The following is a 23,623-nucleotide window of genomic DNA, read 5'->3' as shown; positions in this document are numbered from 1 at the left end:
ATGGGTTAACTAATTTTAAATGATTGTAGTGCGTCTGCCACTTTACGATCATTACCAAGGCGCTGTACCTTGTTTTGACCTCCCAATTTGCCTATGGATTTCATGTAATCTTGAAAACCGTTTGGTTTAATGGAGGTGATTTTTAAGGGTTGGAGAATGTGGCCATCAATCAAATCAAAATAATAACTATTCTGTTTTTTCATGCTCTCTTCAATGATTTTAGAAAACTTTGAAAAATCAGAAGGTTGTTTTTCAAACTCGATTAACCATTCATGATACGGTAGTCCTCCCTCCTCAGGGTTGGTTTGTGGCGCAACAGTGAACTCATTCACCAAGGCATCGGTCTGTGAAACTGCCAATTGAAGGGCTTCCTCCACCTCTTTGGCAATCACATGCTCTCCAAATGCAGAAATAAAATGTTTGATTCTTCCCGACACCACAACCTTGTAAGGCTCCTTTGAAATAAACCGAATGGTATCCCCAAGGTTATAGCCCCATAATCCCGCGTTACTGGAAATAATCATGGCATAATCCACATCCAATTGAACCTCTGCAATGGTCAAACGTTTTGGATTTTCTTCAAAAAATTCATCAGCTCGAACAAACTCATAAAAAATTCCTGAGTTCAAAAGCAGGAGCATGCCTTTATCTTTTTGTGAATTTTGATAGGCAAAGAATCCCTCACTGGCCGGGAACAATTCAATACTATCCACTTTTCTACCAATAAGGTTTTCAAATTTGGCCCGATAGGGTTCGTAATTTACTCCTCCATAAATGAATAACTGAAATTCCTTGAAAAGTTCACCCACTTTTTTGCCCGTCTTGGCATGTAGTTTTTCAAAATACATCTGCACCCAAGAGGGAATCCCAGCAATAACGGTCATATTCTCGTTCTCAGTCTCCTCTATGATTTTATCCACTTTGGTTTCCCAGTCCTCAATGCAATTGGTTTCCCAACTGGGCAATCTGTTTTTTTGAAGGTAATTGGGAACGTAATGTGCGGAAATCCCAGAAAGTCGACCGAGTTTTATTCCGCCTTTGTCTTCCAAAATGGGGCTCCCTTGCAAAAAAATCATTTTACCATCTACAAAATCAGCATTGCCCGTTTCATGTATGTAATTGAGTATTGCGTTTCGAGACGCTTCAACCTGATTCTTTATTGATTCCTTTGTAATTGGAATATACTTGGCCCCAGAGGTTGTTCCAGAGGTTTTGGCAAAATAAATGGGTTTTCCGGGCCAAAGTACATCTTCTTTTCCGTCAATTATTTGCTGGACATACCCTTTTAGTTCTTCGTAATCACGAATTGGCACTTGTTTTGCAAAATCGCTATAGGACGAAATTGACCCAAAATTATGGTCTCTACCAAATTGTGTATCGGCAGCCTTTTCTATAAGCTCCTTGAATACTTTTTCTTGTGCTTCAAAAGGATTATCCGCCCATTTCTTGGTTCGACGGGCTATTCTTTTGGCAAAAATTCTGGCGGCAAATGCTTTTAAGGACATTTAATCGAAGTCAATATAGTTTTGAGGATCTACGGGTTTTCCTTTTCTCCAAAGTTCAAAATGTAGGTGTGGCCCAGTGGTCAACTCTCCTGTGTTTCCAATTGCGGCTATAACCTCTCCAGCTCGCACCATATCTCCTTGAGCTTTGCTCAGGGAACCATTGTGCTTATACACAGAGGTAAGTGCATCTTGATGTTCCACAATAATAACGTAACCGGTTTCTGCTGTCCATTCGGCAAACAAAACGGTGCCATCTGCAATGGCTTTTACCGGAGTGTCTTTAGGGGCAACCAAATCCACGGCGTAATGTTTGGTTTTTTGATCGAACTCCTGAGACAAAGTTCCATCAGCAGGAGAAAAGAGCAGGGTACCCATGTTCTCAATGTTTCTTTCAAACAGATTGTATTTATCCTCCAGCTCAACTTCTTCGCGTAAAAGCAAATCTTCGCGAATTGGGTTAAGGTCTACTGTAGACGGGTCCAATTTGTATTCTTCAAAAAGGGAATCACGATTTTGCTGGTTGTTTTCCACATCCCCTCTCAAAACCATTCTAACATTATCCAAATACCTATTGGTATAATTAAGCACCGTCACCAGCGAATCGGTTTTATAAGTAAGCTCGGTGGCCTGTCTTTTGAGTTTTGTGGATGAATAACCAGGAATGTACTCCCTGAGTGGGGTAAAGGCAATTATTAGGGTGGTAAGGCCAATCAACACTATAATGAACAAGGTTCCTGTTACAAAAACATTGAGCCTGTTCAGCTTGAATGATATCTTTTCTTCAAAGGTACTTTCATTGAGAATCACCAAACGATACTTATGCAGCAGCTTACGTCTTATCTCCTTTCTTTTCTTTTTGTCCTTTGCCATAATTAACAAAGATAGTCTTAGATTTTAATTAAGGTGTTAAGCTTTTTAAAAAGCCTTTGGTTTTTGTCCTATTTTTAAGGTGGTAAATGCTAATTTTCGTTAATCGAATGCCGTCTTCCAGTTCTTTTTACTACTTTTACTTTTCAATTTAAGTTTAGATATTATGATTTCTCAAACTATATTTCTTGGTATGCTAGGTCCTTGGCAAATTGTATTGATTGTCTTGGTTGTTGTATTGCTTTTTGGAGGAAGAAAGATACCAGAACTCATGAGAGGACTTGGTAGCGGAATCAAAGAGTTTAAAGATGCCACCAAAGAGGATGAAAAATTAGAAGGCGGCAGTAACGAATCCAAGTCCTAAGCACTTGATTTTGTAAATGTATGGTCGTTGAACACCCTACTATATTTGGGTTTTTCTACGAACAACCACAATTTTTCGCCATACATGTCTCAAAATAATCCGTTCACAACAAAAAGTTAACCACCCCATTTCATTAACTTACTTTCGTTTTATAAATTAAGACGTTAGGCCCTCTATGCTTAACCTCCAAATGAGATAAAACTCTCATTTGAGCAGATGGAGCGTTAATGAAAAGACTATTTCTTTTACTTTTTTTAAGTACCGCCTTGGTGAGCCGTTCCCAAGAAGTTTCCCTTGTATCATTAAAAAATGATGGGAACACTCCTTCGATGGAATCGACTACTAACATCCCCATCAGTGACTCCAAAGCTATTGTTCTGGATTCATTGCAAACTCGGGATTTAGTTTTCAATTTAGATGAAACAGGAAGTGCTGAAAAGCTTATCGAACAAGCAAACTTGTATTTCGATAAAATGTGGTATGCCGAGGCCGCTCGAGTTTACGACATTGTTTTAGAAAAAACCGAAGCTAAACACACCGTAGCCTTGTTGTCTAACGCAGGTGATTCACATTATTACACCGGAAATCTCGAAAAAGCATATAAATGGTACAACGAGCTTTATGATTTGCACCAAAATGAAATCTCAGACAAAACCTACGATAACTTTACCGAAACCCTAAAGGGTACTGGGAAATACCGAAGAGCTGCAGCTATTGCCAAATTAAATCGTCTTAAAAGAAATGAGCCGTTGGCCGAATTGGAAAATAGTGAGCCGCTAGCTTCAAATAGGGCGAATTTGGTGACCATTAAAAACATGGGCATTAATTCCAAATACTCGGATTTTTCCCCCATGTTCCACAACGATTCGGAAATTGTTTATTCCTCTGCAAAGGACTCGTCCATTTTTGTAACGCGAAAATACCGTTGGACCAATCAACCTTTTCTCGATTTGTATGTGGCCAAGCAGAAAAATGAAGAAGGTGACCTGTACGGTTCAAAAAAATTCTCCAAGAAAATCAACACCAAATTCCATGAAGCTTCCTTGGCGTTCTCTCCCGACCAGAAAACCATCTATTTTACCCGCAATAACTACGGTAAACGGCTAAAACGTGGAAAGAATGGCATCAACCATCTTAAAATATATCAATCTCGTTTGATTGATGGGGAATGGACCAAAGCAAAAGAACTACCATTCAACAGCGATAACTATTCCACTGGACACCCCACTATAAGCCCAGATGGAAAGAAAATGTACTTTGTGTCCGATAGGCCCGGTGGATTTGGTCAAACCGACATCTACGAAGTGGACATTCGTGAAAACGGAACCTTTTCCGAGCCCAGAAACCTCGGAAGGACTGTGAACACGAGCGCAAAGGAGATGTTTCCTTATATCGCATCAAATGCCCTTTATTTCTCTTCAGACCGATCCATGGGAATGGGCGGGTTGGATGTATATAAATCCGATTTTACAGGAGAAGTGTTTAGTGTAGGCGTAAACATGGGTGCTCCCATCAATAGCCGCCGCGACGATTTCTCCTATATTATAGACACAAAAGGAATTCAAGGGTATTTTGCCTCTAACCGAAAAGGAGGCAAGGGAGATGACGACATCTATTCCTTTAGGTATACGCCAAACCTAAATCAAATAACGGGAGAGGTTACCGATGTCGTTTCTGGTGAAGAACTTATCGGAGCAGAAGTTTCATTAATCGGTTCAGACGGCAAATTAATTGCCCAAGCTGAAACTGATGAAAACGGACAGTACCATTTTGAAAATTTGGACCCAGCGACAGAATACACATTAAAAGCTGAAAAGGAAGGATACAATTCTAACACGCAAACCGCCATAACCCAAAACAATCGTAATATTGAAGTGGCTCACCAATTGCAAAAAGAATTGATTTTAAACGAGAGCAAGGAGGTATTAGCGTTGTTTGAACCCAAAAATGTATACTTCGCTTTTGACAGTTTTGAAATCACACCAAAAGCATCACAAGAACTGGATAAATTGGTTACGGCCATGAAAGCAAATCCAGATATTGAAATTAAGATTGAATCCCATACTGATGCCATTGGCAACAAAGCGTACAACAAATACCTTTCGGACAAAAGAGCAAAATCGACCAGAAATTACATTATTTCGCAAGGCGTAGACCCATCTAGAATAAAAAGCGCGATAGGGTATGGGGAAGAACGACTCTTGAATAATTGCTCCGATGGCAGCCATTGTCCCCCTGACCAACACCGATTAAACCGAAGATCAGAGTTTATAATCCTCTCACAATAAGACAAAAAGCCTCCTTTTAGGGGGCTTTTTTTTATCTATTTTTTCAAAATGTGCATTTCATCGATCATTGCTCTCGTCAACGGATCATTTAGCCGAGTGTTGTTTGTCGATCATTCCAATGCCTTAGTGGATTCGAAGGCCTCACTCAGCATTTTAGACGTTGATTTTACGCCTTTTATCCTTTTGTTTTTCTTTCCCGTTGGCAAAAACAAAACTTTGTCTTCTCTATAAATCTTAAAATCTTACTTATGAAAAGACTATTACTTGTTAAGGAAATTTATTTGGATGCTTTTAAAAACATAGGTCACTTCATCGTTGAAAAATATTTCAAGATGTTCGCCTGGTTTAGTTTTATTATGTTCTTTATTGTGCTTTATGCCTTTATTTACAGAATTGCCACAGGTTTCGCTTTTGACTAAACATAACTTATAAAACAAGAAAAGCCCAGACAGTTGTCTGGGCTTTTTGATTTTGTACATGCCTCATACTTCATCTAATCGGAGGCTGGTTCTTGCGTTGGGCTAAATGAGACTGTTTTTAAGATAGCCTCCAACTCGAACATATAATCTCTTTTTTCGGTTGATGGCGCAAAAGTGAATCCTTCCAACACCAATTTACGGTTGTTCTCTTTGTCATTGATGATATAGGTTAAAAATGGTCCAGCCATTGGATAACCATGAATTTCCCAAACTCCTTTTACTTCAGCCGCTTTTTTACCGCCAATTTCCGCAGGGAAAACATAGGGTGAAAATGCCTTTTCCGTAATCATGTAAGTGGTTTTTCCCGGCATGTCGGGTCCAGGAATGTACTTTTGACCAATGGAATCGCGCATACGCATAATATCTTCGACCAAAGTGGAATCGCTTTTAAAATAATCCCACGGCATTTGGTATGCAATAATATTCATGGTTCCTTTCGGTATCTGAATATCCATCCAAATAAAATTATCTTCCCTTTTGCCCACCTTATAAAGTGAAGGAACATTTAGACTAATGCCAAATTCTTCCTCCAAGGCTTTATCCTTACTTAAAGAACGCTGAAATCTGCGTTGTGCTTCGGCAATCTCAACAGACTTAAATTCTTTGATGGCCCTTTTGGCCAACGAGTCCAAATTGTTGATCATCACTTCTTCGGTTGGACCTGTTACTACAGCCACTTTTTGAGGTTTCGAATAGGCATCGTCCTTAATGTGCGCCAAAGAAGTAGAGTCCTGTTCAACATATAAAATGGAACGGGAATAGGTTGTGGTTCCTTTAAAAACTTTTGGAGGCAACTGGGTTATGGTAAAAATGGGCTCAATTTGCGGCAATCCAATAATTTGTGCGGCAAATTCATCCCGAATTTTATCCCCAACAGGGCCCTTCCAAAGTTCGGTATCCATAACAACCATCAACGAGTTAATACCACCAGTTGAGGGCGGCAGAAATTTTTCCTTTGATCCTGATTGATTACAGGCTCCTAGTGCCAATAGTACAATGGCAAATAATAGTGTTCCTAATTTTTTCATCTTGCGTTAAATTTACGAAGAACAATCGCACAATTTAAGTTTTGTGCCCGGTTTTAGGTTATTCCCACTAATACCGTTCCATTCTCGTAAATTTTCAATGGAAACTCCCGGATATTTTTTAGAAATGGTCCAAAGGGAATCACCAGATTGCACCGTATGCACTTTTGAGCCAGTGCTGGCAGTGCTGGAAGTCGACTTTGAATTGCTTTTTGTTGAGGTTGATGCAACATGGGGTTTTCTAGGGAAAATTGTCAACCGTTGTCCCACTCGAAGGTCATTGCTTCGCATGCCGTTCCATCTTTTTATTTGGCTTACACCTACCCCGTAGCGTTCCGCAATCTTACCCAAATAATCCCCACTTTTTACGCGATATCGTATTTGGTCTTGGGCCGTTACCATATTTGGAAGTGGCTTTTCCAAGGAATCTAGTTCCTTTTTAACGAAGGCATAGATTTCCTCCTCGTTGGAAACGAACTGGCCTATTTTGGAGGTTGGCAAACGAAGGGCATAATCTTTCCCTTCCACTTTTGGAATGATATTTAATTTATAGGCAGGGTTCAGCATTTCCAGTTCCTCCGTGCTGATATTGACCAATTTTGAGATCTGATCAAAAGTGATGAGGTTTTTTACATGAACCGTATCGGTGTCAAAATAAGGTCTTTCGGCCTTTTTGTACTGAAGTCCATGCTCTTCGGCATATTCAAAAATGTACATCGTGGCCAAAAACGCAGGAAGGTATCCCGCTGTTTCACGTGGAAGAAATGGACGAATGTTCCAATAGTTTTCATACCCTCCGGATCTTCGGATAGCTTTGTTCACATTACCCGGCCCTGAATTGTACGCAGCCAACGCTAAATCCCAATCCCCAAAAATCTCATACAGTTTGGACAAATATTTACTTGCAGCTTTGGTCGCCATAATAGGGTCGTGGCGTTCATCCACATAACTGCTCACATCCAATCCGTACATTTTACCAGTGGCATACATAAACTGCCAAAGACCTTTTGCGCCAACCCTGGAACGCGCCTTAGGGTTAAGGGCGGATTCCACAATGGCCAAATATTTAATCTCCAATGGAATATTTTGGTTGTCCAATTCTTGTTCAAACAACGGAAAATAAAACTGGCTGGCGGTCATCATCCGTTGCATTAAATCCCTTCTTCTGGTCAAAAAAGATTTAATCACACTTTCCAAGGAGGCATTATAGGTGACTTTGAATGGCGTTTTTTCATCCATTCGAGCCAATCGTGCCTTTAGGGTGTCGGTGGGAAGGTCAACCTCAAAAATAGAATCTTGATCGGGCCCATTTTGAATCTCCAGCAACATATCGCTGAACAAATCGGCATTATTGTACAGCTCCTGCAGCCATAGACTGTCATACCTTCGAGCTTCTTCCAAATCCTGTAATTGGTAAGTGCCGCTTTCCGTTTTGGTCAACGCAACCAACTGCCCGTCAATTTTAATTGGGGCGGTATTCGCCAATATCTTATTGTTCGCTTGTTGCGTTGTGGAATCTTGCGAAATATTTTCCACCTCATCCGATTGTTGAGCACAAACAAAAGAGGTTGCTGATAGTATCGCGGTGCAGACTGCAATTACATTTTTTGGGTTCATTCGCAAAAGATTTGATTTTGGGGCAGACGAAAATGGTGTTTTTTTTCGAAAAAATAAAATTTCGACATCAAAACAACTTGCATCAAGGTCTCCCCCAATAACTCATAACGTGGTAGTTAGTCCAATATTGCAGCAATGCCAGGAAGGGTTTTTCCTTCTAAGCTCTCCAACATGGCTCCTCCACCGGTAGACACGTAGCTTACCTTGTTCTCGAAACCAAATTGTTTTACAGCGGCAACAGAATCACCTCCTCCTACAAGTGAAAACGCACCCGATTGAGTCGCTTCATCAATATAATTTCCTAACGCGATGGTTCCCTTGGCAAAGTTTTCCATTTCAAATACCCCAACGGGGCCATTCCACAAAATGGTCTTGGAAGCCAAAATCACCTGTTTGAAGATTTCCAAGGTTTTTGGACCTGCATCCAACCCTTGCCATCCATCTGGGATTTTGTCTACATCAACAAATTGTGTGTTGGCAGCATTGTTAAAATCGTCAGCAGCCAAAACATCCACAGGTAAATACACCTTTACATTTTTGGTTTCGGCTTGCTTCAAAATTTCAAGGGCCAGTTCCATTTTATCATCTTCGCAAATGGAATCTCCTACTTTACCTCCTTGAGCTTTAATGAAAGTATAGGTCATTCCACCACCCACGATCAAATTGTCGACCTTGTCCAAAATATTTTCGATGATGGTGATTTTTGAAGAAACCTTTGCCCCGCCTAAAATTGCGGTTACTGGTTTTTCTCCTGTTTGCATTACCTTGTCGATGGCCTTGATTTCTTTGGCCAACAAATAACCGAAGCATTTATTATCTGGGAAGAATTTGGCAACAATGGTGGTTGAAGCATGTGCACGGTGTGCTGTCCCAAAAGCATCATTTACATAAATGTCGCCATGTTTAGACAAGGCTTCGGCAAAACTTTCGTCACCAGCCTCTTCTTCAGCATGAAAACGAAGGTTTTCCAACAGCAGTACTTCCCCATCTTGTAAGTTGGCAACAGCCTCGTCGGCAGCAGTACCCACACAATTTTCAGCAAATTTAATTTGCACCCCAATGATCTCTGAAACCGTTTCGCAAATGTGGGATAATGACATGTCTGGGTTCGCCTTACCTTTTGGTCTTCCCAAATGGCTCATTAAAACAGCGGAACCTCCATCTTCCAAAACCTTAAGAATGGTTGGTTTGGCAGCGTCTATCCTACTGGTATCCGTTACGTTGAAATCAGCATCCAGGGGAACGTTGAAATCTACTCGGATCAATGCTTTTTTTCCTTCGAAATTAAAATCGTCTATCGTCTTCATGTAGTGTGGTCTTTATAGATTTCCAAAAGTAAAGATTTCCTTCTTTTTCATTGGGTTGAAACCTTTCTATTTTTAAACTTCCAACAAAAAACTTCACAAAGCGTACGAACCTAAAAAATGTATCTTTGAAATATGCTTTTCAAAAACGTTTTAGGACTCGAGCATATTAAAAACCATTTGGTGACCACCGCCGATACGGGTCGTGTGGCCCATGCCCAACTTTTTGTCGGCCCAGAAGGCTCGGGGGTACTCCCCATGGCCATAGCCTACGCCCAATATTTGCTCTGTGGTAATTCGGGAGGTGAAAATGAGGGCGACAATACGGTTTGTAATTCGAAATGTGCTTCTCTCACCCATCCCGACCTTCATTTTGCTTTTCCCGTTTCCAATTCGGATAAGGTAAAAACCCATGCGGTAAGCGACCATTACCTGCAAGAATGGAGGCAGTTTGTAAACGAACAGCCTTATGGCAATTTGTTCGATTGGTATCGCTTTGTCGGCATTGAGAAAAAGCAAGGTCAAATTGGGGTTGACGAAGCACAGGATATGGTGAAAAAGCTTTCCTTAAAATCCTATGAAGGTGGTTTTAAAATCTTGATTGTGTGGATGGCGGAAAAAATGAATCTTTCCGCAGCCAATAAGCTTTTAAAGCTCATCGAAGAGCCTCCAGCAAAAACTATTTTGCTTTTATTGGCAGAAGAGGAAGAACAGATCATCAATACCATTAGGTCTCGATGCCAAATCTTGAACTTTCCTCCTTTGGCAGAACAGGTGATTTCCGATGAGCTTTTGAAACGAGGAGCCAATCCGACAGAATCCCAAACCATTGCTTTGGAGGCCAATGGAAACTTCAACAAGGCTTTGGATCTTTTGAACAAAGATTCTGAGGATTTGGTTTTTGAACGGTGGTTTGTGCAATGGGTGCGAAGTGCCTTTAAGGCGAAAGGAAACAAAGGGGCGATTCAAGAATTGATTTTATGGAGCGAAGAGGTTGCCAAAACAGGACGCGAAGTACAGAAGAAATTTCTAAACTATTGCCTGACCATGATGCGACAGGCTTTGCTTTTGAATTATAGGGCGGAAGAACTTGTGTACACCAAAATCCATATTGAGGGGTTTGATTTGAACAAGTTTGCACCTTTTGTGCACGAAAACAATATTTTGGACATTGTTAATGAGTTGGAAAAAGCCATTTTTCACGTGGAACGTAACGGCAACTCCAAACTCATTTTTACCGATTTATCCATTAAACTAACCAGGCTTTTGCATGCAAAAGCTGCTTAACCATAATTTTCTCATGGATATTATTTTGGCTCACGCTACTGAGATTTTATTGCTTATTTTTTTGACCATCACCTTTTTACAGAGCGGCATCGATAAGATTCTAGACTGGAAAGGTAATCTGGGCTGGCTAACAGGACATTTTTCAGAATCTATTTTTAAGGGTTCGGTGCCACTACTTCTGGGTGTTATTTTGATTATGGAAATGCTTTCCGGTATGTTGAGTGCTGTTGGTATCATCCAATTTTTCATTGATGGTGAAAGTGCTATCGGATTTTATGGAGCCGTGCTGTCTTCTGCAACTTTATTGATGCTTTTGTTAGGTCAGCGTATCGCTAAAGACTATGAAGGTGCCCGGACGATTGTGGTGTATTTAATACCTGCGGCATTTTTGGTGTATTTGATGCAATAAATTTACCGACTATGATTCTTGAACCCTTAGAAAGAACAGATCTTACCCCGAAAACAAAAGTGCTCTACGATCAATTTGAACTGTTGACCATAGAAATCAAAAAGAAAAAGCTTCCTGAAGAAATTGTGCTATCCATTAACAAAGAGATCAATTACCTAAATTCAATAACAGGTTCGGATAAAACCTTAAGAACTGGAATCCGAAAAGTACAATCAAAAATTGTTGGCTTATTGGCCCAAAAACTTAAGATTGTCCCCATTAATTACTATAGAAAAACTTGGTTTGTTTTGGGTATGACGGTATTCGGAATTCCCATTGGTACTGCCTTGGGCTTGAGTTTGGGCAACATGGCCTATTTGGGTATAGGTTTGCCCATTGGCATGTCTGTAGGCTTGGGCATGGGCGCAAAAATGGACAATAAAGCAAAAGAAGAAGGTAGACAGCTCGATATAGAATTAAAAATGTAACTATGTTCATTAAAAAAACAGGCCCTTACATTCTAATAATTTTTAGTTTGGTTTTACTGGTTTTCAACATCATAGAATTTATGAGTGGAACCAGCTCAATTTTAAGTATCATTTCCAATTTACTTTTGATATTGGCCATGATTTTAGTGCTTCGAGAAAACAAAAGCAAGGCAAAAGAAAAGCCATAATGCAGCTTTATAATGAGTAAAAACAATCAAGAGTCAATCCCAACTTCATCCGACTCCATAAAAGTTGCACAATCCGAATTACGTGTAGGCTATGCCAACGGGGCTTTTGGCGTGTTGGCCTCAAGCTTGGTTTGGTTGACCGCGGCAATTGTGGCACATTTAGTTTCTCCTCAAACCGCAGTTTGGTCTTTATTTTTTGGCGGTATGTTCATTCATCTTCTAGGCTTACTATTAACCAAAATGATGGGTGTTTCCGCAAAACATTCCAAACAAAATCCAATGGGGAAATTGATTATGGAGGGCACTGTTTTTATGTTGATGTGTATTCCGTTGGCATTACTTTTATCGTTACAAAACCCAGCATGGTTCTTTCAGGGCATGCTACTCATTATTGGTGGCAGGTATTTAACTTTTAGTACAATATACGGTTATAAAGGGTATTGGATTTTGGGAGGTATTTTGGGATTAACCGCCTTTGGTTTGTTCTTTTTAAAAGGCTCCTCGGGTGTTTCTGCATTATGCGGTTCGCTGATTGAATTAGGCTTTAGCTTTTTATTGTTCTTCTCTTTTAGAAAATCAAAAAACTAACATTGGATTACTTTGGAAGAAATTAGACGCTATTTTGAAAAAGAGTTTGGAATTTCACCTTCGGATTGGGCGATTTTTTCTTCAAAATTGAGTCGATCTGTATTTCCGAAAAAAAGTAAACTTCTCGATTTAGGGGACATTGAAAACCACCTTTCATTTGTCGAAAAAGGTATTGTTCGACTTTATATTCCTAAAGAAGATGGAGATATTACTTTTGGTTTTGTCTTTAAAGGTTCCTTCGTAAGTGCCTACGATTCTTTTCTAACCCAGACGGCATCAGATTATGTTGTCGAAACAATCTCTGAAAGTGTTTTATGGCAATTGGATCATGAAGATTTGCAGGATATTTATGAAAAAACTTCAATAGGAAATCTGATAGGAAGAAAGGCCGGTGAGGAGCTATTTTTAAAAAAATCAAAAAGAGAAATAGCGCTTTTAAGAGACAGTGCTGAACAACGATATCTTCAACTATTCAAAGAACGACCTGAATTGATTCGGGAAATTCCTTTGAAATATATTGCGTCATACATTGGCGTAACACCTCAAGCTTTGAGTCGAATACGGAAACGAATTTCTTAACCTGGGTTCATTGTATTCAGTCTACAATTGTTAGACTTTTGGTCTAAAAAACAATGAAACCTCTAATTGTACTTGCGGGGACCTTTACAATCACTTTATTGATTTTAAAAATCCTTGGTAAGAAAATGAATTATTCATTGGCAGGTAGGTTAGCAATGCTTTGTATGTTAACATTCACCGCAATTGGACATTTTGCCTTTATGGATGGTATGCAAGCCATGGTTCCAACACTTATCCCGTTTAAAAAGGAGATCGTTTTCATAACAGGAATAATGGAAATTGTTTTTGGAACTGCCTTACTATTTCCACAATATCAAAAGCAGACGGGCTGGTTGTTAATTGCTTTTTTCATTTTGATTTTACCTGCAAATATTAATGCTGCTTTGCATCAGGTTAATTATCAAACAGGCTCCTTGGACGGGCCTCGAACGAACTATCTTTGGTTTAGGGTACCTTTACAATTGTTTTTTATGGTCTGGGTATACCTTTCAACAAACCGATAAAAAAACCCACTCAAATTGAGTGGGTCATGTTATGCTTTGCAATTTACAAGATTAGTTCTCGTATTTTTCGTTCAAGATTTTAAGGATAACGTCCGTAAGGTCTTGAGCATCATCACCATACAGCACTGCACCGCCATCACCACCACCTAATATGTAAGTGTAGCCATTAGCCTTTCCATAGTCTTGAATTTCTTTTTTCACCTTTTTTACCAAGGTATCCATTTGCGCTTGGCTAGTTTGCTGCAACTGCTGCTCTTCTTGCTGCAATTGCTGGCCAATGAACTGCCCACGCTGTTGAAGTTGTCCATACTCTTCTTGTGCACTTTGCTGGGACATCTTTTCCGCTTTTGCTTGGAAAGCCTGAAGTTCCATTTGAAAAGATTGAGAAATACTGTCTCTTTTTTTGGACATAGCATCAGCCTTCACTTTGTACTTGGCCTCCATATCTGCTTTCTCTTGATATTCATCCAATAGCTTAATGCTATCTACATAGCCAATTTTATTCTGTTGACATGCCAAAGCAGTCAAGGCAATGGCAAATACGATTAATTTCTTCATTTTATATGATTTAAAGATGGGCAAAAATAGAAAAGCTTTTGAAATGACCACTATTAAGTTTTTAGGACTGAAAACAAACCAATCAGAGATATAATATTTATCTATTGTTGTTGGCCTTTTCTATTGTTTTAAACTATTCTGATTAAGACTAAAAAAGACTGTTTCTAGGCGTTTTCTTCTTTTTGGATGGTTAGGGCTGTCATTGTTCAATAAAATCCGACAGAGGGGCTAAAAATACTTATTACTGGTGCTTTAACACATAAATTAAAGAAGAATGTTCTTTTGAGAACAAAGCTTTAACATTTGACCAAAGTCCAACCAGAAATGCCTTGATCAAATAAACACGACTACCTCTATATTTTTCGGAAAGCATAGAAACATAAAATGCGTCAAAAATCATGGGCTTGGTTTTTATGACTTTCATTTGGTGTTGCTCAAAAAGCTTTTGAATAGAAACTTTTGAAAAATGCCAAAGGTGCCTTGGCACATCATACGCCGCCCAAAAAGATTTGTAATGTTTAGCGTCATAAGATTTAAAATTGGGAACCGCTACAATTAAAGTTCCGTCTTTTTCCAACAACGAGACAATATCTTCTATTTGTTTATCTAAATCAGGAAGGTGTTCTAAAACATGCCAAAGGGTAATAGTTTGAAATTTTCGATTTTCCAGCTCTTCTATTTTTGCGTGAAGTTGAATTCCCTTTTCTTTAGACAAATTCTTGGCACGCTCATTAGGTTCCACTCCATGGACTTTAAAACCCAAATTTTTCCCTTGAACCAAAAAATCTCCTGTGCCTGCTCCTATATCCAAAAGAGTTCTTGAGCCATTATCAAAACGTTGAATCAAATTCCATTTACCGTTTAGGTTTATTCTTTTAACCCATTGATACAATTTATCGGTTAGTGATCCGGAAGCATCGGTATGAGAAATATAATCCTCACTTTCATAATAGGCAGATAGATTTTTTGGTTGAGGACTTGTCACCAACATATCTAAATCTTTATCATATAAAAGTAAAAACGACTCCCCTGATACGGAAAAATCTTTTGTTTGTAAATATTCCTTCATTCAGTTTGTTACAGTAGATTATGGAAAAATGAGGCTCGAATATATCCCAAAATTATCTTGAAAATGGATTTGATTTACAGACTTGTTCCACGTGGAACAACAATTTATCTGCCCAAATAAACCAATAATACACTAATATCTGCTGGAGACACCCCGCTGATTCGAGATGCTTGAGATATGGTTACCGGCTGTATGGATTTTAGTTTTTCTCTAGCCTCAAAGGAAAGAGATTTTAATTTTGAATAATCAAAATTATCTGGTATTCGAATATTTTCAAGTCGTAGCAATTTGTCGGCATTGGTTTTTTCCTTTTCAATATAACCCGAATATTTTACTTGGATTTCTGTTTGCTCCAGAACTTCAGAATCCAGATTATGGTCACTCACATAACTAGAAACTTCATCCAATTGAAGCATATGGTCCATAGTTAATTTTGGCCTAGAAAAAACCTTGAACAACTTATCCGATTGATTCACCAAAGATGAATCCAAAGATTCTAAAATAGGGTTTACCTCTTCTGGCTTAAAACTAGTTTTTCTAAAAAAGGACACAAAATCATCGGATTTTTGTTGCTTCTCCTCCATTCTTTTGAGACGCTCCTTTTTAGCCAAACCAATCTCATATCCCTTTGGGGTAAGCCTTAAATCAGCATTATCTTGTCTCAATAAAGTTCGATATTCAGCTCGTGAGGTAAACATTCGATATGGCTCCTCCGTTCCTTTCGTAATCAAATCGTCTATTAAAACCCCTATATAAGCCTCGTCTCTTTTTAGCACAAAGGGCTCCTTTCCATTGATTTTTAAATGTGCATTAATGCCGGCCATCAAACCTTGAGAAGCAGCTTCTTCATACCCTGTGGTGCCATTAATCTGACCTGCAAAGTATAGGTTGTCAATCAATTTTGTTTCTAGGGTGTGCTTTAATTGCGTTGGCGGAAAGTAATCGTATTCGATGGCATAACCAGGTCTAAAAAACTTCACTTTTTCAAACCCTGCTACAGACTTTAAAGCTTTATATTGGACATCCTCCGGCAAAGAGGTTGAGAATCCATTCACATAAACCTCTACAGTATTCCACCCCTCGGGTTCCACAAATATTTGGTGCGAATCTTTATCTGCAAACCGATTGATTTTGTCTTCAATCGAAGGACAATATCTAGGGCCAATACTTTTTATTCTGCCATTAAACATGGGAGATCGATCAAAACCTTCGCGCAACAAATCATGAACCAATTGACTGGTTCTCGTCATATGACAATCTCTCTGAGTTTTTAATATCGGTGTAGGTAAGTAAGAAAATTTCTCTGGGTTCTCATCGCCTGGTTGAGGAACCATTTTAGAATAATCCAAAGAACGACCATCCACCCGGGGTGGTGTTCCTGTCTTCATTCTTCCACTCTCAAAACCAATTTCAACCAACTGCTCTGTAATTCCTGTGGCGGCTTTTTCACCTGCCCTACCTCCACCAAATTGCTTATCTCCTATATGTATTAATCCGTTCAAAAACGTTCCATTAGTTAACACGACTGCTTTAGCTCGAATTTCGATTCCAAGACTTGTTTTAACCCCTACAACCTTTCCATTCTTCACTAACAATCCAGAAACCATTTCCTGATAGAAATCGGCATTGGTAGTGTTCTCCAAAGCCATTCGCCACTCCTCGGCAAACCGCATACGGTCATTCTGCGCTCGAGGGCTCCACATGGCAGGACCCTTTGATTTGTTCAACATTTTAAACTGAATTGCGGACTTGTCAGTAATAATTCCACTATAACCACCAAGCGCGTCTATCTCACGAACAATTTGGCCCTTTGCTATTCCTCCCATAGCGGGGTTACAGGACATTTGTCCTATTGTTTGAAGGTTCATGGTGACCAACAAAGTGCTTGAGCCCATGTTGGCTGCAGCAGCTGTTGCTTCAGCTCCAGCATGCCCGCCCCCTACTACAATAACATCATATTCCTTTTCAAACATACCTATGGTTCCACGTGGAACATTTTAATTTTTTCATCTTCCTTTTTCCGCATCAACTTCTTTTCTTCAATAGTTTTGTCGCTATAACCGACAAGATGAAGAATACCATGAGCCATCACTCTTAAAAGCTCATTTTCCCAATCTACATGAAAATCACTTGCATTCTCCTTAACCCTTTCGGTAGAAATAAAAATATCACCTGAAACAACATTCCCATCTGTATAATCAAAAGTGATAATATCAGTTAAGGTATCATGATTAAGATACTCAACATTGAGCTCAATAAGATAATCATCAGTGCAAAGCACATAGTCAATTTGACCCAATGTGTGCGATTCACTTTCTAAAATCCTATTTATCCAATCGGAATAATTGGATAGGCCCTGTAAAACCACATCAGATTTAAAATGAAACTCAATCATTATTGAAATACACTTTTACCTTCTTTTCAAAATTGCGCCGCAAAGGTAAAGCTTGTCTATTTAATATCTCTATGTCATTTTGGTATTCTTTAAGTAATTCAGGTTTAGTCGTTATCGGGTTCGTAAATCTATTCGTGTTCGATTCGCTTTCACGTTCCTTTTTTTCACCCTGTTCCATACTGGCGTTTTCCAGTTTCATTAATTGATGTTGGATATTATTGACCTTACTAACAGACCGATTTGTGATACCGTTTTCCAATAAATCTTCTTCAAAATTTTCCATTTGTAGAAGTAATTTTTTAGCAAGTTCTTTGTCGGATTGATTGATCATATCCTCCAATTGCTTTTCCAATTGTTGTCTTAAAAACTGCTGCTCCTTATAAATTTCATAGATCTCATTTAAGTTCATCTCTGTAGCACCCGTTCCTTGTCCATTAGTGTTTCCATACCCGTTTTGTCCTCCCTTCTGTCCTTCCATTTCATTACCGCTACCCTCCTGATCAGAACCATTTTTACCCGTCTTTCCTTGCTGTCCTTCTTGTCCATTTTGATCCCCATTTACATCCGAAGGTTTCCCGTCTGAACCTTGACCTTGACCATTCATTTTGTTCTGAATGCTGTGCTGTCCCTGAATAATATCCGGTAATTGAAAATTTTGGCCGCTACCGCTATTTTGACCACTCCCCATGTTCTCCTGCATATTATCCAAAACGTTAGCTAAGAAATCGGCTAAAGCATTAGTGGCATTAATTACGTATTGTTGGTACGCTGCGCTTTGATAAATTTGATTCTCTGATATGCTTTCTAAAGATTTATCAATGTTGTAATAAACCTCCGTAATCTGTTCGTTTACGAATTCAGACAATTCAGCACGTCGTAAAGAAAGTGCAAACAAGCTGTCATCCACATGTTCGAATAACCTTTTTAAGTTTTGTTGCTCTTTCACCGTTGTTGAAAACTGAGATATATCTACATCCGCCGTTTGAAGTTTATCAAACAAATCTTCTTGTTTAAAGGAAAACCGAACTAAATTATCTAATATTTGCCTTAGCATTTCAGCATCTTCTGCATCAGATTCTTCTCCGCTCATTCCACTTTGGCTCATGGCTTCCGCCATTTCCTTCATTTTCTGAGCAGCAGACTTTTGCTTTTTTGAAGCATTGTTTTGTGTCTTCTGCCTCTCTTCTTGTTGTGAAGATTCTTCAGCACCTTTGTGTTTGTTTATTTCCTCTAAAGCGTCTTGTTGATCTTGCTTAATACCATCCACTTTTTTCTTGTCAATTTGTAGCAGAATAGGCTTCTTTAAATCCAAATTGTCCTTCTGAAGCTGATTCATTTCATCCTCCAACTCCTTAAATTCTGAATTTAATTTTTCTTGTTCCTTATTACTAAAATCATCCCCTAATTTTAATTCAGATAAAACCTCTTGCCTTTTGGCGAGCTTTTCTAATTCCTTCACCAATTGGGATAGCTTCTCGGTAACATAATACTTTTTGGTTAGCTCCAAAATTTGTTCTAGGCTCCGTGTATTCTTGCTTTGATTCTTCCCTAATTCCTCTAAACGTTTTTGAAGTTCTTCCTTATTGATTTTATCAGCTATGGAATCCAATTGTTTCAATAATTCTTCATTCTTTCGTGCCTCCATTTCTTGACGCTTTAACCGCTCCTGAAGCATTTTGTTCATCTCGGAAGATTCATCCTTTTTGAGGCCATCCGTCATTTCCTTTGTGAACTTCTGCATAAACTCCTCCTGCTGACTTTGTTTTTGAATAAGGTTCTTTAACGTATTTCGATTATCAAAGTCCAAGTTAATTTCTTCCTTTAATACATTTCTTAAACGCTCCAATTCATCAATTTGAGTTTTAGACTTTTCCAATGAAGAACTAGCCTTTGACAAACTATTTGATCTCTCTTGTAATCGTTGCTTCAAGAGTTCGTCATCAGAATAAAAAACTGTACTAAATGTTTGGCTTTTAGTAACTTTACCACCTCTAACACCGTCATTATCAACTACTTCAAAGTATAATTCATACTTTTTACCTTGTTCAACTACCAAACCAGAAGGAAACGTATAATAAAACTGATAAACATTCTTTTCAGGTTGTTCCAAAACCAATTTTTGTTCCCCTTCCCTATTACCAGGATCCACGCAAACTAAACGTATTTCACTAATACCATAGTCATCAGCCGCCTGTCCATCATAATAAGATTGATTTGGATTTAGTGAGTCTAAAGTTTGATTCACCTTGACTTTTGCCTTTTCATCCTTAACAACACTGATTAAATAACGTAACTGTTCGTAATCCTTTACGTTCTCATTTGAAGTTGAAAGGGTATACTCAAGATCGTTAAAAACGCGATGAAAAGAAGTAAAGTTCCCTCTACTTTCTTCCATTGCATATGTAGAATCAGAAGTAATAAAATCTATACTATCAGTATTAACGCTTTCTAGGTACCACGTGATTTTTGTTCCTTCCGGAACTGTGGTATTTCCCGTACCCGTAACTATTTCATCTGTTCTTTTCAAATACGAGGGGTAACTTAATCGCATTTCAAAATTGCTCAGACCGGGAGTACTGTAGCTTTTAATTTCATAGCTTCGTGATGTCCATCCATTGGCCTCCAAATAAAATGATTGTTCACTAACCGGAGCTTCTAAGGTGTAAGTAAACCTGCTACCCTGTTTATACATCACCACTTCATTTCCATCAAAATTTATGGTAACACTTTCTGGCCTCATTTCTCCTTCAATGGCAACTTCTATAGTTAATGGCTTATCATCCAAAACTTCTAAACTCTCATTCAAAACCAAAAAAGTAAACGGGGCCGGCTTTTCATAGGCCAAATTATAGTGGACCACACGCTGGTGAGAATTGAAAAAGGAAATAATATCCCCCGTAATCCAAATGAACCCAAGAATCAATATTGGTAACACTATATATTTTGCATACTTATAGCTCTCCTTAAAATTAACTGCATTTATAAAAGGAACTGGGCTTAGTTCGGCGGCTCGCTGTTCAATACTTGCCAATAACAAATCTGATTTTTCGATACTTTCAGAAAGTTCTAAAAGATTCAGCAGCTTATCATCCACCTCGTTAAAGTGTATTCCAATTAACCTAGAAGCCTCTCTATGCCCTATTCCACTTTTAATTTTAAATAAATAAAATAGGGGCACTAGTATCCAACGATATAAAAGATAGCCCTCTACAAGAACAAACAGAACAAACAAGACCAATCGCCAGCTACTATTGAGCCAAAGATTGTACTCTATTAATAAAACAAACAACCAAAACAACAACCCAAACGATAGAAAAAGCAAAATTCCCTTTATCAATTGCTTGGTATAGAACTTTTTAATGAAGTGTTCTAACTTGTTTACTATGTTCTGATATTGGTCCAAAATGTACAATTAGTACCACCAAAATACCCGATCCTAAGTAATTCAACAGAAAATAATTTGTTAAACCTTGAAAATGAGAATTAAAAGCTACTCCTTAGTCTCTATAAAACAACTTTATTAATAGGTAACAGCAATGTATCTTTGTGCCGAAATAAAAAGATAATGAGCGATAAAATTAGAGTGCGTTTCGCACCAAGTCCAACCGGTCCTTTACACATTGGAGGCTTAAGAACTGCCTTGTTTAATTACTTGTTTGCCAAGAAAAACAACGGTGATTTTATACTCCGTATTGAAGATACGGACCAAAATAGGTATGTGGAAGGTGCAGAGGAATACATTATCGAGTCGTTGAATTGGTGCGGAATTCCTTTTGATGAAGGACCCGGAAAGGAAAATACATTTGGACCCTACCGTCAAAGTGAACGTAAGCATCTCTACAAAGAATATGCGCTACAACTGATCAATTCAGGTAAAGCCTACTACGCTTTTGATACTCCAGAAACATTAGACCATCATAGAAAAGATCATGAAGCCAAAGGCAAAACTTTTATTTACAATTGGCACAATAGATTAAAGTTGGCTAATTCCCTTTCCCTTTCCCCTGATGAAGTGCAACAAAAACTGGATGCTGGAGAAGATTATGTGATTCGTTTTAAATCTCCACAAGATGAAACTTTGGTCTTGCAAGATATTATCCGAGGAGAAATTAAAATAGACACCAACATTTTGGATGATAAAGTGTTGTTTAAAAGTGATGGTATGCCCACCTATCACTTGGCCAATATTGTTGATGATCATTTAATGGAAATCACACATGTGATTCGTGGTGAAGAATGGTTGCCGTCTTTGGCCTTACATCAATTACTTTACGATGCTTTTGGTTGGAAGGCTCCCCAATTTGCCCATTTGCCATTGATCATGAAACCTGTTGGAAAAGGAAAATTGAGCAAACGTGATGGGGAAAAAGGTGGATTCCCCGTTTTTCCGTTATCGTGGAATACTTCAGTTGGTTATAAAGAATCAGGGTTTTTTCCCGAATCCGTAGTAAACTTTTTGGCACTTTTAGGGTGGAACCCAGGAACAGAACAAGAGATTTTTACTTTGGAAGAATTAGTTGAATCCTTTAGTTTAGAGCGTGTGAACAAGTCCGGAGCACGATTTGATCCAGAAAAAAACAATTGGTATAATCAGCAGTGGTTACAAAAGAAAACCAATAAAGAACTAGCCGAAATCTTTGCTGACAACCTAAAAGAAAGAAGCGTTACCGCAGATATTTCCTTTGTTGAGACCGTGGTTTCTTTAATCAAAGAACGTGCAAGTTTTGTGTCTGAGTTTTGGGAATTGGGCAGCTACTTTTTTGAATCTCCTACCGCTTACAACGAGAAAGCGGCCAAAAAACAATGGAAACAAGATACGCCCGAAATCATGGCTGAATTAGCAACAGTCCTCGAAGGTGTTTCGGACTATACTTCGGCAAATATTGAGGCTGTTGTAAAAGATTGGATTTCTGAAAAAGATTTGTCCTTTGGAAAAGTAATGCCGCCACTTCGTTTGGTGATTGTCGGGGACATGAAGGGGCCGCATTTGTTCGACATTTTAGAATTGATTGGTAAATCGGAAAGCATTCTGCGTATCAAAACCGCCATTACTGCCCTAGCCAATTGATGGATGTGTAACATAAATTGACGAATGGCGACTTATAGTGTGCAAGAGTTTCGTAATTTCCATTTCTAACATAAATTCTAAACACTATGGGCAACTATTTCTTAATACCAATTCTATTTTTAGCGCTTGTAATTCTATTCAAGTTCTTTTTTATTGTTAAACAGCAAACTGCTGTGGCGGTAGAACGTTTTGGTCGTTTTCACAGCATCCGTAACTCTGGCCTTCAAATGAAGATTCCGATTGTAGATCGGATTGCTGGCCGTTTGAGCTTAAAAATTCAACAGTTGGATGTCATTGTGGAAACCAAAACACTGGATGATGTATTTGTAAAATTGAAGGTTTCCGTCCAATATGTGGTTATTAAAGAAAAAGTATATGATGCTTTTTATAAGCTGGAGTACCCACATGACCAAATTACCTCCTACGTTTTTGATGTGGTCCGTGCCGAAGTTCCAAAAATGAAGCTGGACGACGTTTTTGTGAAGAAAGATGATATTGCAATAGCAGTAAAAGCAGAGCTACAAGACGCCATGTTGGATTACGGTTTCGATATCATAAAAACCTTGGTAACCGATATTGATCCCGATGCCCAGGTGAAAGCAGCCATGAACAGAATCAACGCTTCGGAACGTGAAAAAATCGCAGCACAGTTTGAAGGTGATGCCCAGCGTATCCTTATCGTTGAAAAAGCAAAGGCTGAAGCTGAAAGCAAAAGACTTCAAGGCCAAGGTATTGCTGACCAACGAAGAGAAATTGCGCGTGGTTTGGAAGAATCGGTGGAAGTATTGAACAAGGTCGGCATCAATTCCCAAGAAGCATCAGCGTTGATTGTGGTTACCCAGCACTATGATACACTCCAGGCCATTGGTGAAGAAACCAATACCAATTTAATATTGCTGCCAAATTCACCACAAGCGGGAAGTGATATGCTGAACAATATGGTCGCTTCGTTTACGGCCAGTAACCAAATCGGCGAGGCCATGAAGCAACAGCAGAACAAGAAAAAAGAAGACTAATAAAAGAAAGGGCCCTGAAATCAGGGCCCTTTTTAATAAACTGTTTC

The 23,623-nt window shown here is 38.8% G+C and carries 22 protein-coding genes; 12 read left to right on the top strand and 10 right to left on the bottom strand.

The features are described 5' to 3' along the window. Nucleotides 1-5: 5 nt before the first annotated feature. Together ABT310_RS06380 and ABT310_RS06375 are read right to left on the bottom strand one after the other, a co-directional pair. Nucleotides 6-1,505, bottom strand: a complete 1,500-nt coding sequence (locus ABT310_RS06380) for a GH3 auxin-responsive promoter family protein (protein WP_375325911.1) — start codon at nt 1,503-1,505, stop codon at nt 6-8. After that, nucleotides 1,506-2,375 (bottom strand): M23 family metallopeptidase, encoded by an 870-nt coding sequence (locus tag ABT310_RS06375; protein WP_375325910.1) that lies wholly within the window; start codon nt 2,373-2,375, stop codon nt 1,506-1,508. 163 nt (nt 2,376-2,538) lie between these two features. On the opposite strand from ABT310_RS06375, the gene tatA reads away from it, so the two are divergent. The 3 genes from tatA (at nt 2,539) to ABT310_RS06360 (ending at nt 5,443) form a co-directional block, all read left to right on the top strand. Further along, a complete protein-coding gene (gene tatA, locus ABT310_RS06370; protein ID WP_090292382.1) occupies nt 2,539-2,736 on the top strand; it encodes a twin-arginine translocase TatA/TatE family subunit in 198 nt (65 codons plus the stop codon). Between the two features lie 227 nt (nt 2,737-2,963). Then, nucleotides 2,964-5,024, top strand: a complete 2,061-nt coding sequence (locus ABT310_RS06365) for an OmpA family protein (protein WP_375325909.1) — start codon at nt 2,964-2,966, stop codon at nt 5,022-5,024. Between the two features lie 248 nt (nt 5,025-5,272). Next, complete coding sequence (locus tag ABT310_RS06360; RefSeq protein ID WP_375325908.1) at nt 5,273-5,443, top strand: DUF6747 family protein; 171 nt, start codon at nt 5,273-5,275, stop codon at nt 5,441-5,443. Nucleotides 5,444-5,517: 74 nt separating this feature from the next. On the opposite strand, the gene ABT310_RS06355 is transcribed toward ABT310_RS06360, so the two are convergent. The 3 genes from ABT310_RS06355 to ABT310_RS06345 form a co-directional block, all read right to left on the bottom strand. Beyond that, nucleotides 5,518-6,531 carry a DUF4837 family protein gene (locus ABT310_RS06355; RefSeq protein ID WP_375325907.1) on the bottom strand — a complete coding sequence of 338 codons (1,014 nt, stop codon included), beginning with the start codon at nt 6,529-6,531 and terminating at the stop codon, nt 5,518-5,520. Nucleotides 6,532-6,543: 12 nt separating this feature from the next. Beyond that, entirely contained in the window at nt 6,544-8,145 is a 1,602-nt protein-coding gene (locus ABT310_RS06350) for a LysM peptidoglycan-binding domain-containing protein (RefSeq protein WP_375325906.1), read from the bottom strand. A 116-nt stretch (nt 8,146-8,261) separates the two neighbouring features. Then, on the bottom strand, nt 8,262-9,452 hold the full coding sequence (locus ABT310_RS06345) for a phosphoglycerate kinase (protein ID WP_375325905.1): 1,191 nt from the start codon (nt 9,450-9,452) through the stop codon (nt 8,262-8,264). Between the two features lie 132 nt (nt 9,453-9,584). Between ABT310_RS06345 and ABT310_RS06340 the strand changes: the two genes are divergently transcribed. From ABT310_RS06340 to ABT310_RS06310, 7 genes are read left to right on the top strand one after another with little or no spacing between them, the layout of a single operon-like run. Continuing rightward, the gene (locus tag ABT310_RS06340; RefSeq protein ID WP_375325904.1) at nt 9,585-10,736 is read left to right on the top strand and encodes an ATP-binding protein; all 1,152 of its coding nucleotides are present in this window, start codon (nt 9,585-9,587) and stop codon (nt 10,734-10,736) included. Nucleotides 10,737-10,749: 13 nt separating this feature from the next. After that, nucleotides 10,750-11,145, top strand: a complete 396-nt coding sequence (locus ABT310_RS06335; protein ID WP_375326154.1) for a DoxX family protein — start codon at nt 10,750-10,752, stop codon at nt 11,143-11,145. Nucleotides 11,146-11,156: 11 nt separating this feature from the next. Continuing rightward, nucleotides 11,157-11,612: a hypothetical protein gene (locus ABT310_RS06330; RefSeq protein WP_375325903.1), complete on the top strand. Its 456-nt coding sequence runs from the start codon at nt 11,157-11,159 to the stop codon at nt 11,610-11,612. 2 nt (nt 11,613-11,614) lie between these two features. Then, nucleotides 11,615-11,800, top strand: coding sequence for a hypothetical protein (locus tag ABT310_RS06325; protein ID WP_375325902.1), 186 nt, complete (start codon nt 11,615-11,617; stop codon nt 11,798-11,800). A gap of 12 nt (nt 11,801-11,812) precedes the next feature. Next, nucleotides 11,813-12,388: a hypothetical protein gene (locus tag ABT310_RS06320; protein ID WP_375325901.1), complete on the top strand. Its 576-nt coding sequence runs from the start codon at nt 11,813-11,815 to the stop codon at nt 12,386-12,388. Between the two features lie 12 nt (nt 12,389-12,400). Further along, on the top strand, nt 12,401-12,967 hold the full coding sequence (locus ABT310_RS06315; RefSeq protein WP_375325900.1) for a Crp/Fnr family transcriptional regulator: 567 nt from the start codon (nt 12,401-12,403) through the stop codon (nt 12,965-12,967). Nucleotides 12,968-13,020: 53 nt separating this feature from the next. Continuing rightward, the gene (locus tag ABT310_RS06310) at nt 13,021-13,470 is read left to right on the top strand and encodes a hypothetical protein (protein WP_375325899.1); all 450 of its coding nucleotides are present in this window, start codon (nt 13,021-13,023) and stop codon (nt 13,468-13,470) included. Nucleotides 13,471-13,521: 51 nt separating this feature from the next. Here the strand turns inward: ABT310_RS06310 and ABT310_RS06305 are convergent, their stop codons facing one another. The 5 genes from ABT310_RS06305 to ABT310_RS06285 form a co-directional block, all read right to left on the bottom strand. Beyond that, nucleotides 13,522-14,028, bottom strand: a complete 507-nt coding sequence (locus tag ABT310_RS06305; protein ID WP_375325898.1) for an OmpH family outer membrane protein — start codon at nt 14,026-14,028, stop codon at nt 13,522-13,524. A 241-nt stretch (nt 14,029-14,269) separates the two neighbouring features. Next, a complete protein-coding gene (locus ABT310_RS06300) occupies nt 14,270-15,097 on the bottom strand; it encodes a class I SAM-dependent methyltransferase (protein WP_375325897.1) in 828 nt (275 codons plus the stop codon). A gap of 104 nt (nt 15,098-15,201) precedes the next feature. Next, complete coding sequence (gene mnmG, locus ABT310_RS06295; protein ID WP_375325896.1) at nt 15,202-17,070, bottom strand: tRNA uridine-5-carboxymethylaminomethyl(34) synthesis enzyme MnmG; 1,869 nt, start codon at nt 17,068-17,070, stop codon at nt 15,202-15,204. 2 nt (nt 17,071-17,072) lie between these two features. Then, a complete protein-coding gene (gene ybeY / locus ABT310_RS06290) occupies nt 17,073-17,492 on the bottom strand; it encodes an rRNA maturation RNase YbeY (RefSeq protein WP_375325895.1) in 420 nt (139 codons plus the stop codon). After that, nucleotides 17,485-20,895 (bottom strand): hypothetical protein, encoded by a 3,411-nt coding sequence (locus tag ABT310_RS06285; protein WP_375325894.1) that lies wholly within the window; start codon nt 20,893-20,895, stop codon nt 17,485-17,487. The genes ybeY and ABT310_RS06285 overlap by 8 nt, the downstream gene beginning before the upstream one ends. A 162-nt stretch (nt 20,896-21,057) precedes the next feature. Between ABT310_RS06285 and gltX the strand changes: the two genes are divergently transcribed. Both gltX and ABT310_RS06275 read left to right on the top strand, forming a co-directional pair. Further along, complete coding sequence (gene gltX / locus ABT310_RS06280; protein WP_375325893.1) at nt 21,058-22,560, top strand: glutamate--tRNA ligase; 1,503 nt, start codon at nt 21,058-21,060, stop codon at nt 22,558-22,560. 86 nt (nt 22,561-22,646) lie between these two features. Continuing rightward, entirely contained in the window at nt 22,647-23,576 is a 930-nt protein-coding gene (locus ABT310_RS06275) for an SPFH domain-containing protein (RefSeq protein ID WP_375325892.1), read from the top strand. Nucleotides 23,577-23,623: the final 47 nt, after the last annotated feature.

The sequence above is a fragment of the Flagellimonas cixiensis genome (assembly GCF_042134615.1).
Lineage (GTDB): Bacteria > Bacteroidota > Bacteroidia > Flavobacteriales > Flavobacteriaceae > Flagellimonas > Flagellimonas cixiensis.
The sequence above is the reverse complement of the archived record's forward strand: the minus strand, read 5'-3'. Positions and strand labels throughout refer to the sequence as shown.

Coding starts and splice junctions, on each gene's coding strand:
- ABT310_RS06380 (WP_375325911.1), bottom strand. CDS start 1,505: ATGTCCTTAAAAGCATTTGCCGCCAGAATTTTTGCCAAAAGAATAGCC.
- ABT310_RS06300 (WP_375325897.1), bottom strand. CDS start 15,097: ATGAAGGAATATTTACAAACAAAAGATTTTTCCGTATCAGGGGAGTCG.
- mnmG (WP_375325896.1), bottom strand. CDS start 17,070: ATGTTTGAAAAGGAATATGATGTTATTGTAGTAGGGGGCGGGCATGCT.
- ABT310_RS06350 (WP_375325906.1), bottom strand. CDS start 8,145: ATGAACCCAAAAAATGTAATTGCAGTCTGCACCGCGATACTATCAGCA.
- ABT310_RS06345 (WP_375325905.1), bottom strand. CDS start 9,452: ATGAAGACGATAGACGATTTTAATTTCGAAGGAAAAAAAGCATTGATC.
- ABT310_RS06310 (WP_375325899.1), top strand. CDS start 13,021: ATGAAACCTCTAATTGTACTTGCGGGGACCTTTACAATCACTTTATTG.
- ABT310_RS06340 (WP_375325904.1), top strand. CDS start 9,585: ATGCTTTTCAAAAACGTTTTAGGACTCGAGCATATTAAAAACCATTTG.
- ABT310_RS06375 (WP_375325910.1), bottom strand. CDS start 2,375: ATGGCAAAGGACAAAAAGAAAAGAAAGGAGATAAGACGTAAGCTGCTG.
- ABT310_RS06320 (WP_375325901.1), top strand. CDS start 11,813: ATGAGTAAAAACAATCAAGAGTCAATCCCAACTTCATCCGACTCCATA.
- ABT310_RS06275 (WP_375325892.1), top strand. CDS start 22,647: ATGGGCAACTATTTCTTAATACCAATTCTATTTTTAGCGCTTGTAATT.
- ABT310_RS06335 (WP_375326154.1), top strand. CDS start 10,750: ATGGATATTATTTTGGCTCACGCTACTGAGATTTTATTGCTTATTTTT.
- ABT310_RS06330 (WP_375325903.1), top strand. CDS start 11,157: ATGATTCTTGAACCCTTAGAAAGAACAGATCTTACCCCGAAAACAAAA.
- ABT310_RS06365 (WP_375325909.1), top strand. CDS start 2,964: ATGAAAAGACTATTTCTTTTACTTTTTTTAAGTACCGCCTTGGTGAGC.
- ABT310_RS06360 (WP_375325908.1), top strand. CDS start 5,273: ATGAAAAGACTATTACTTGTTAAGGAAATTTATTTGGATGCTTTTAAA.
- ABT310_RS06305 (WP_375325898.1), bottom strand. CDS start 14,028: ATGAAGAAATTAATCGTATTTGCCATTGCCTTGACTGCTTTGGCATGT.
- ABT310_RS06325 (WP_375325902.1), top strand. CDS start 11,615: ATGTTCATTAAAAAAACAGGCCCTTACATTCTAATAATTTTTAGTTTG.
- gltX (WP_375325893.1), top strand. CDS start 21,058: ATGAGCGATAAAATTAGAGTGCGTTTCGCACCAAGTCCAACCGGTCCT.
- tatA (WP_090292382.1), top strand. CDS start 2,539: ATGATTTCTCAAACTATATTTCTTGGTATGCTAGGTCCTTGGCAAATT.
- ABT310_RS06355 (WP_375325907.1), bottom strand. CDS start 6,531: ATGAAAAAATTAGGAACACTATTATTTGCCATTGTACTATTGGCACTA.
- ybeY (WP_375325895.1), bottom strand. CDS start 17,492: ATGATTGAGTTTCATTTTAAATCTGATGTGGTTTTACAGGGCCTATCC.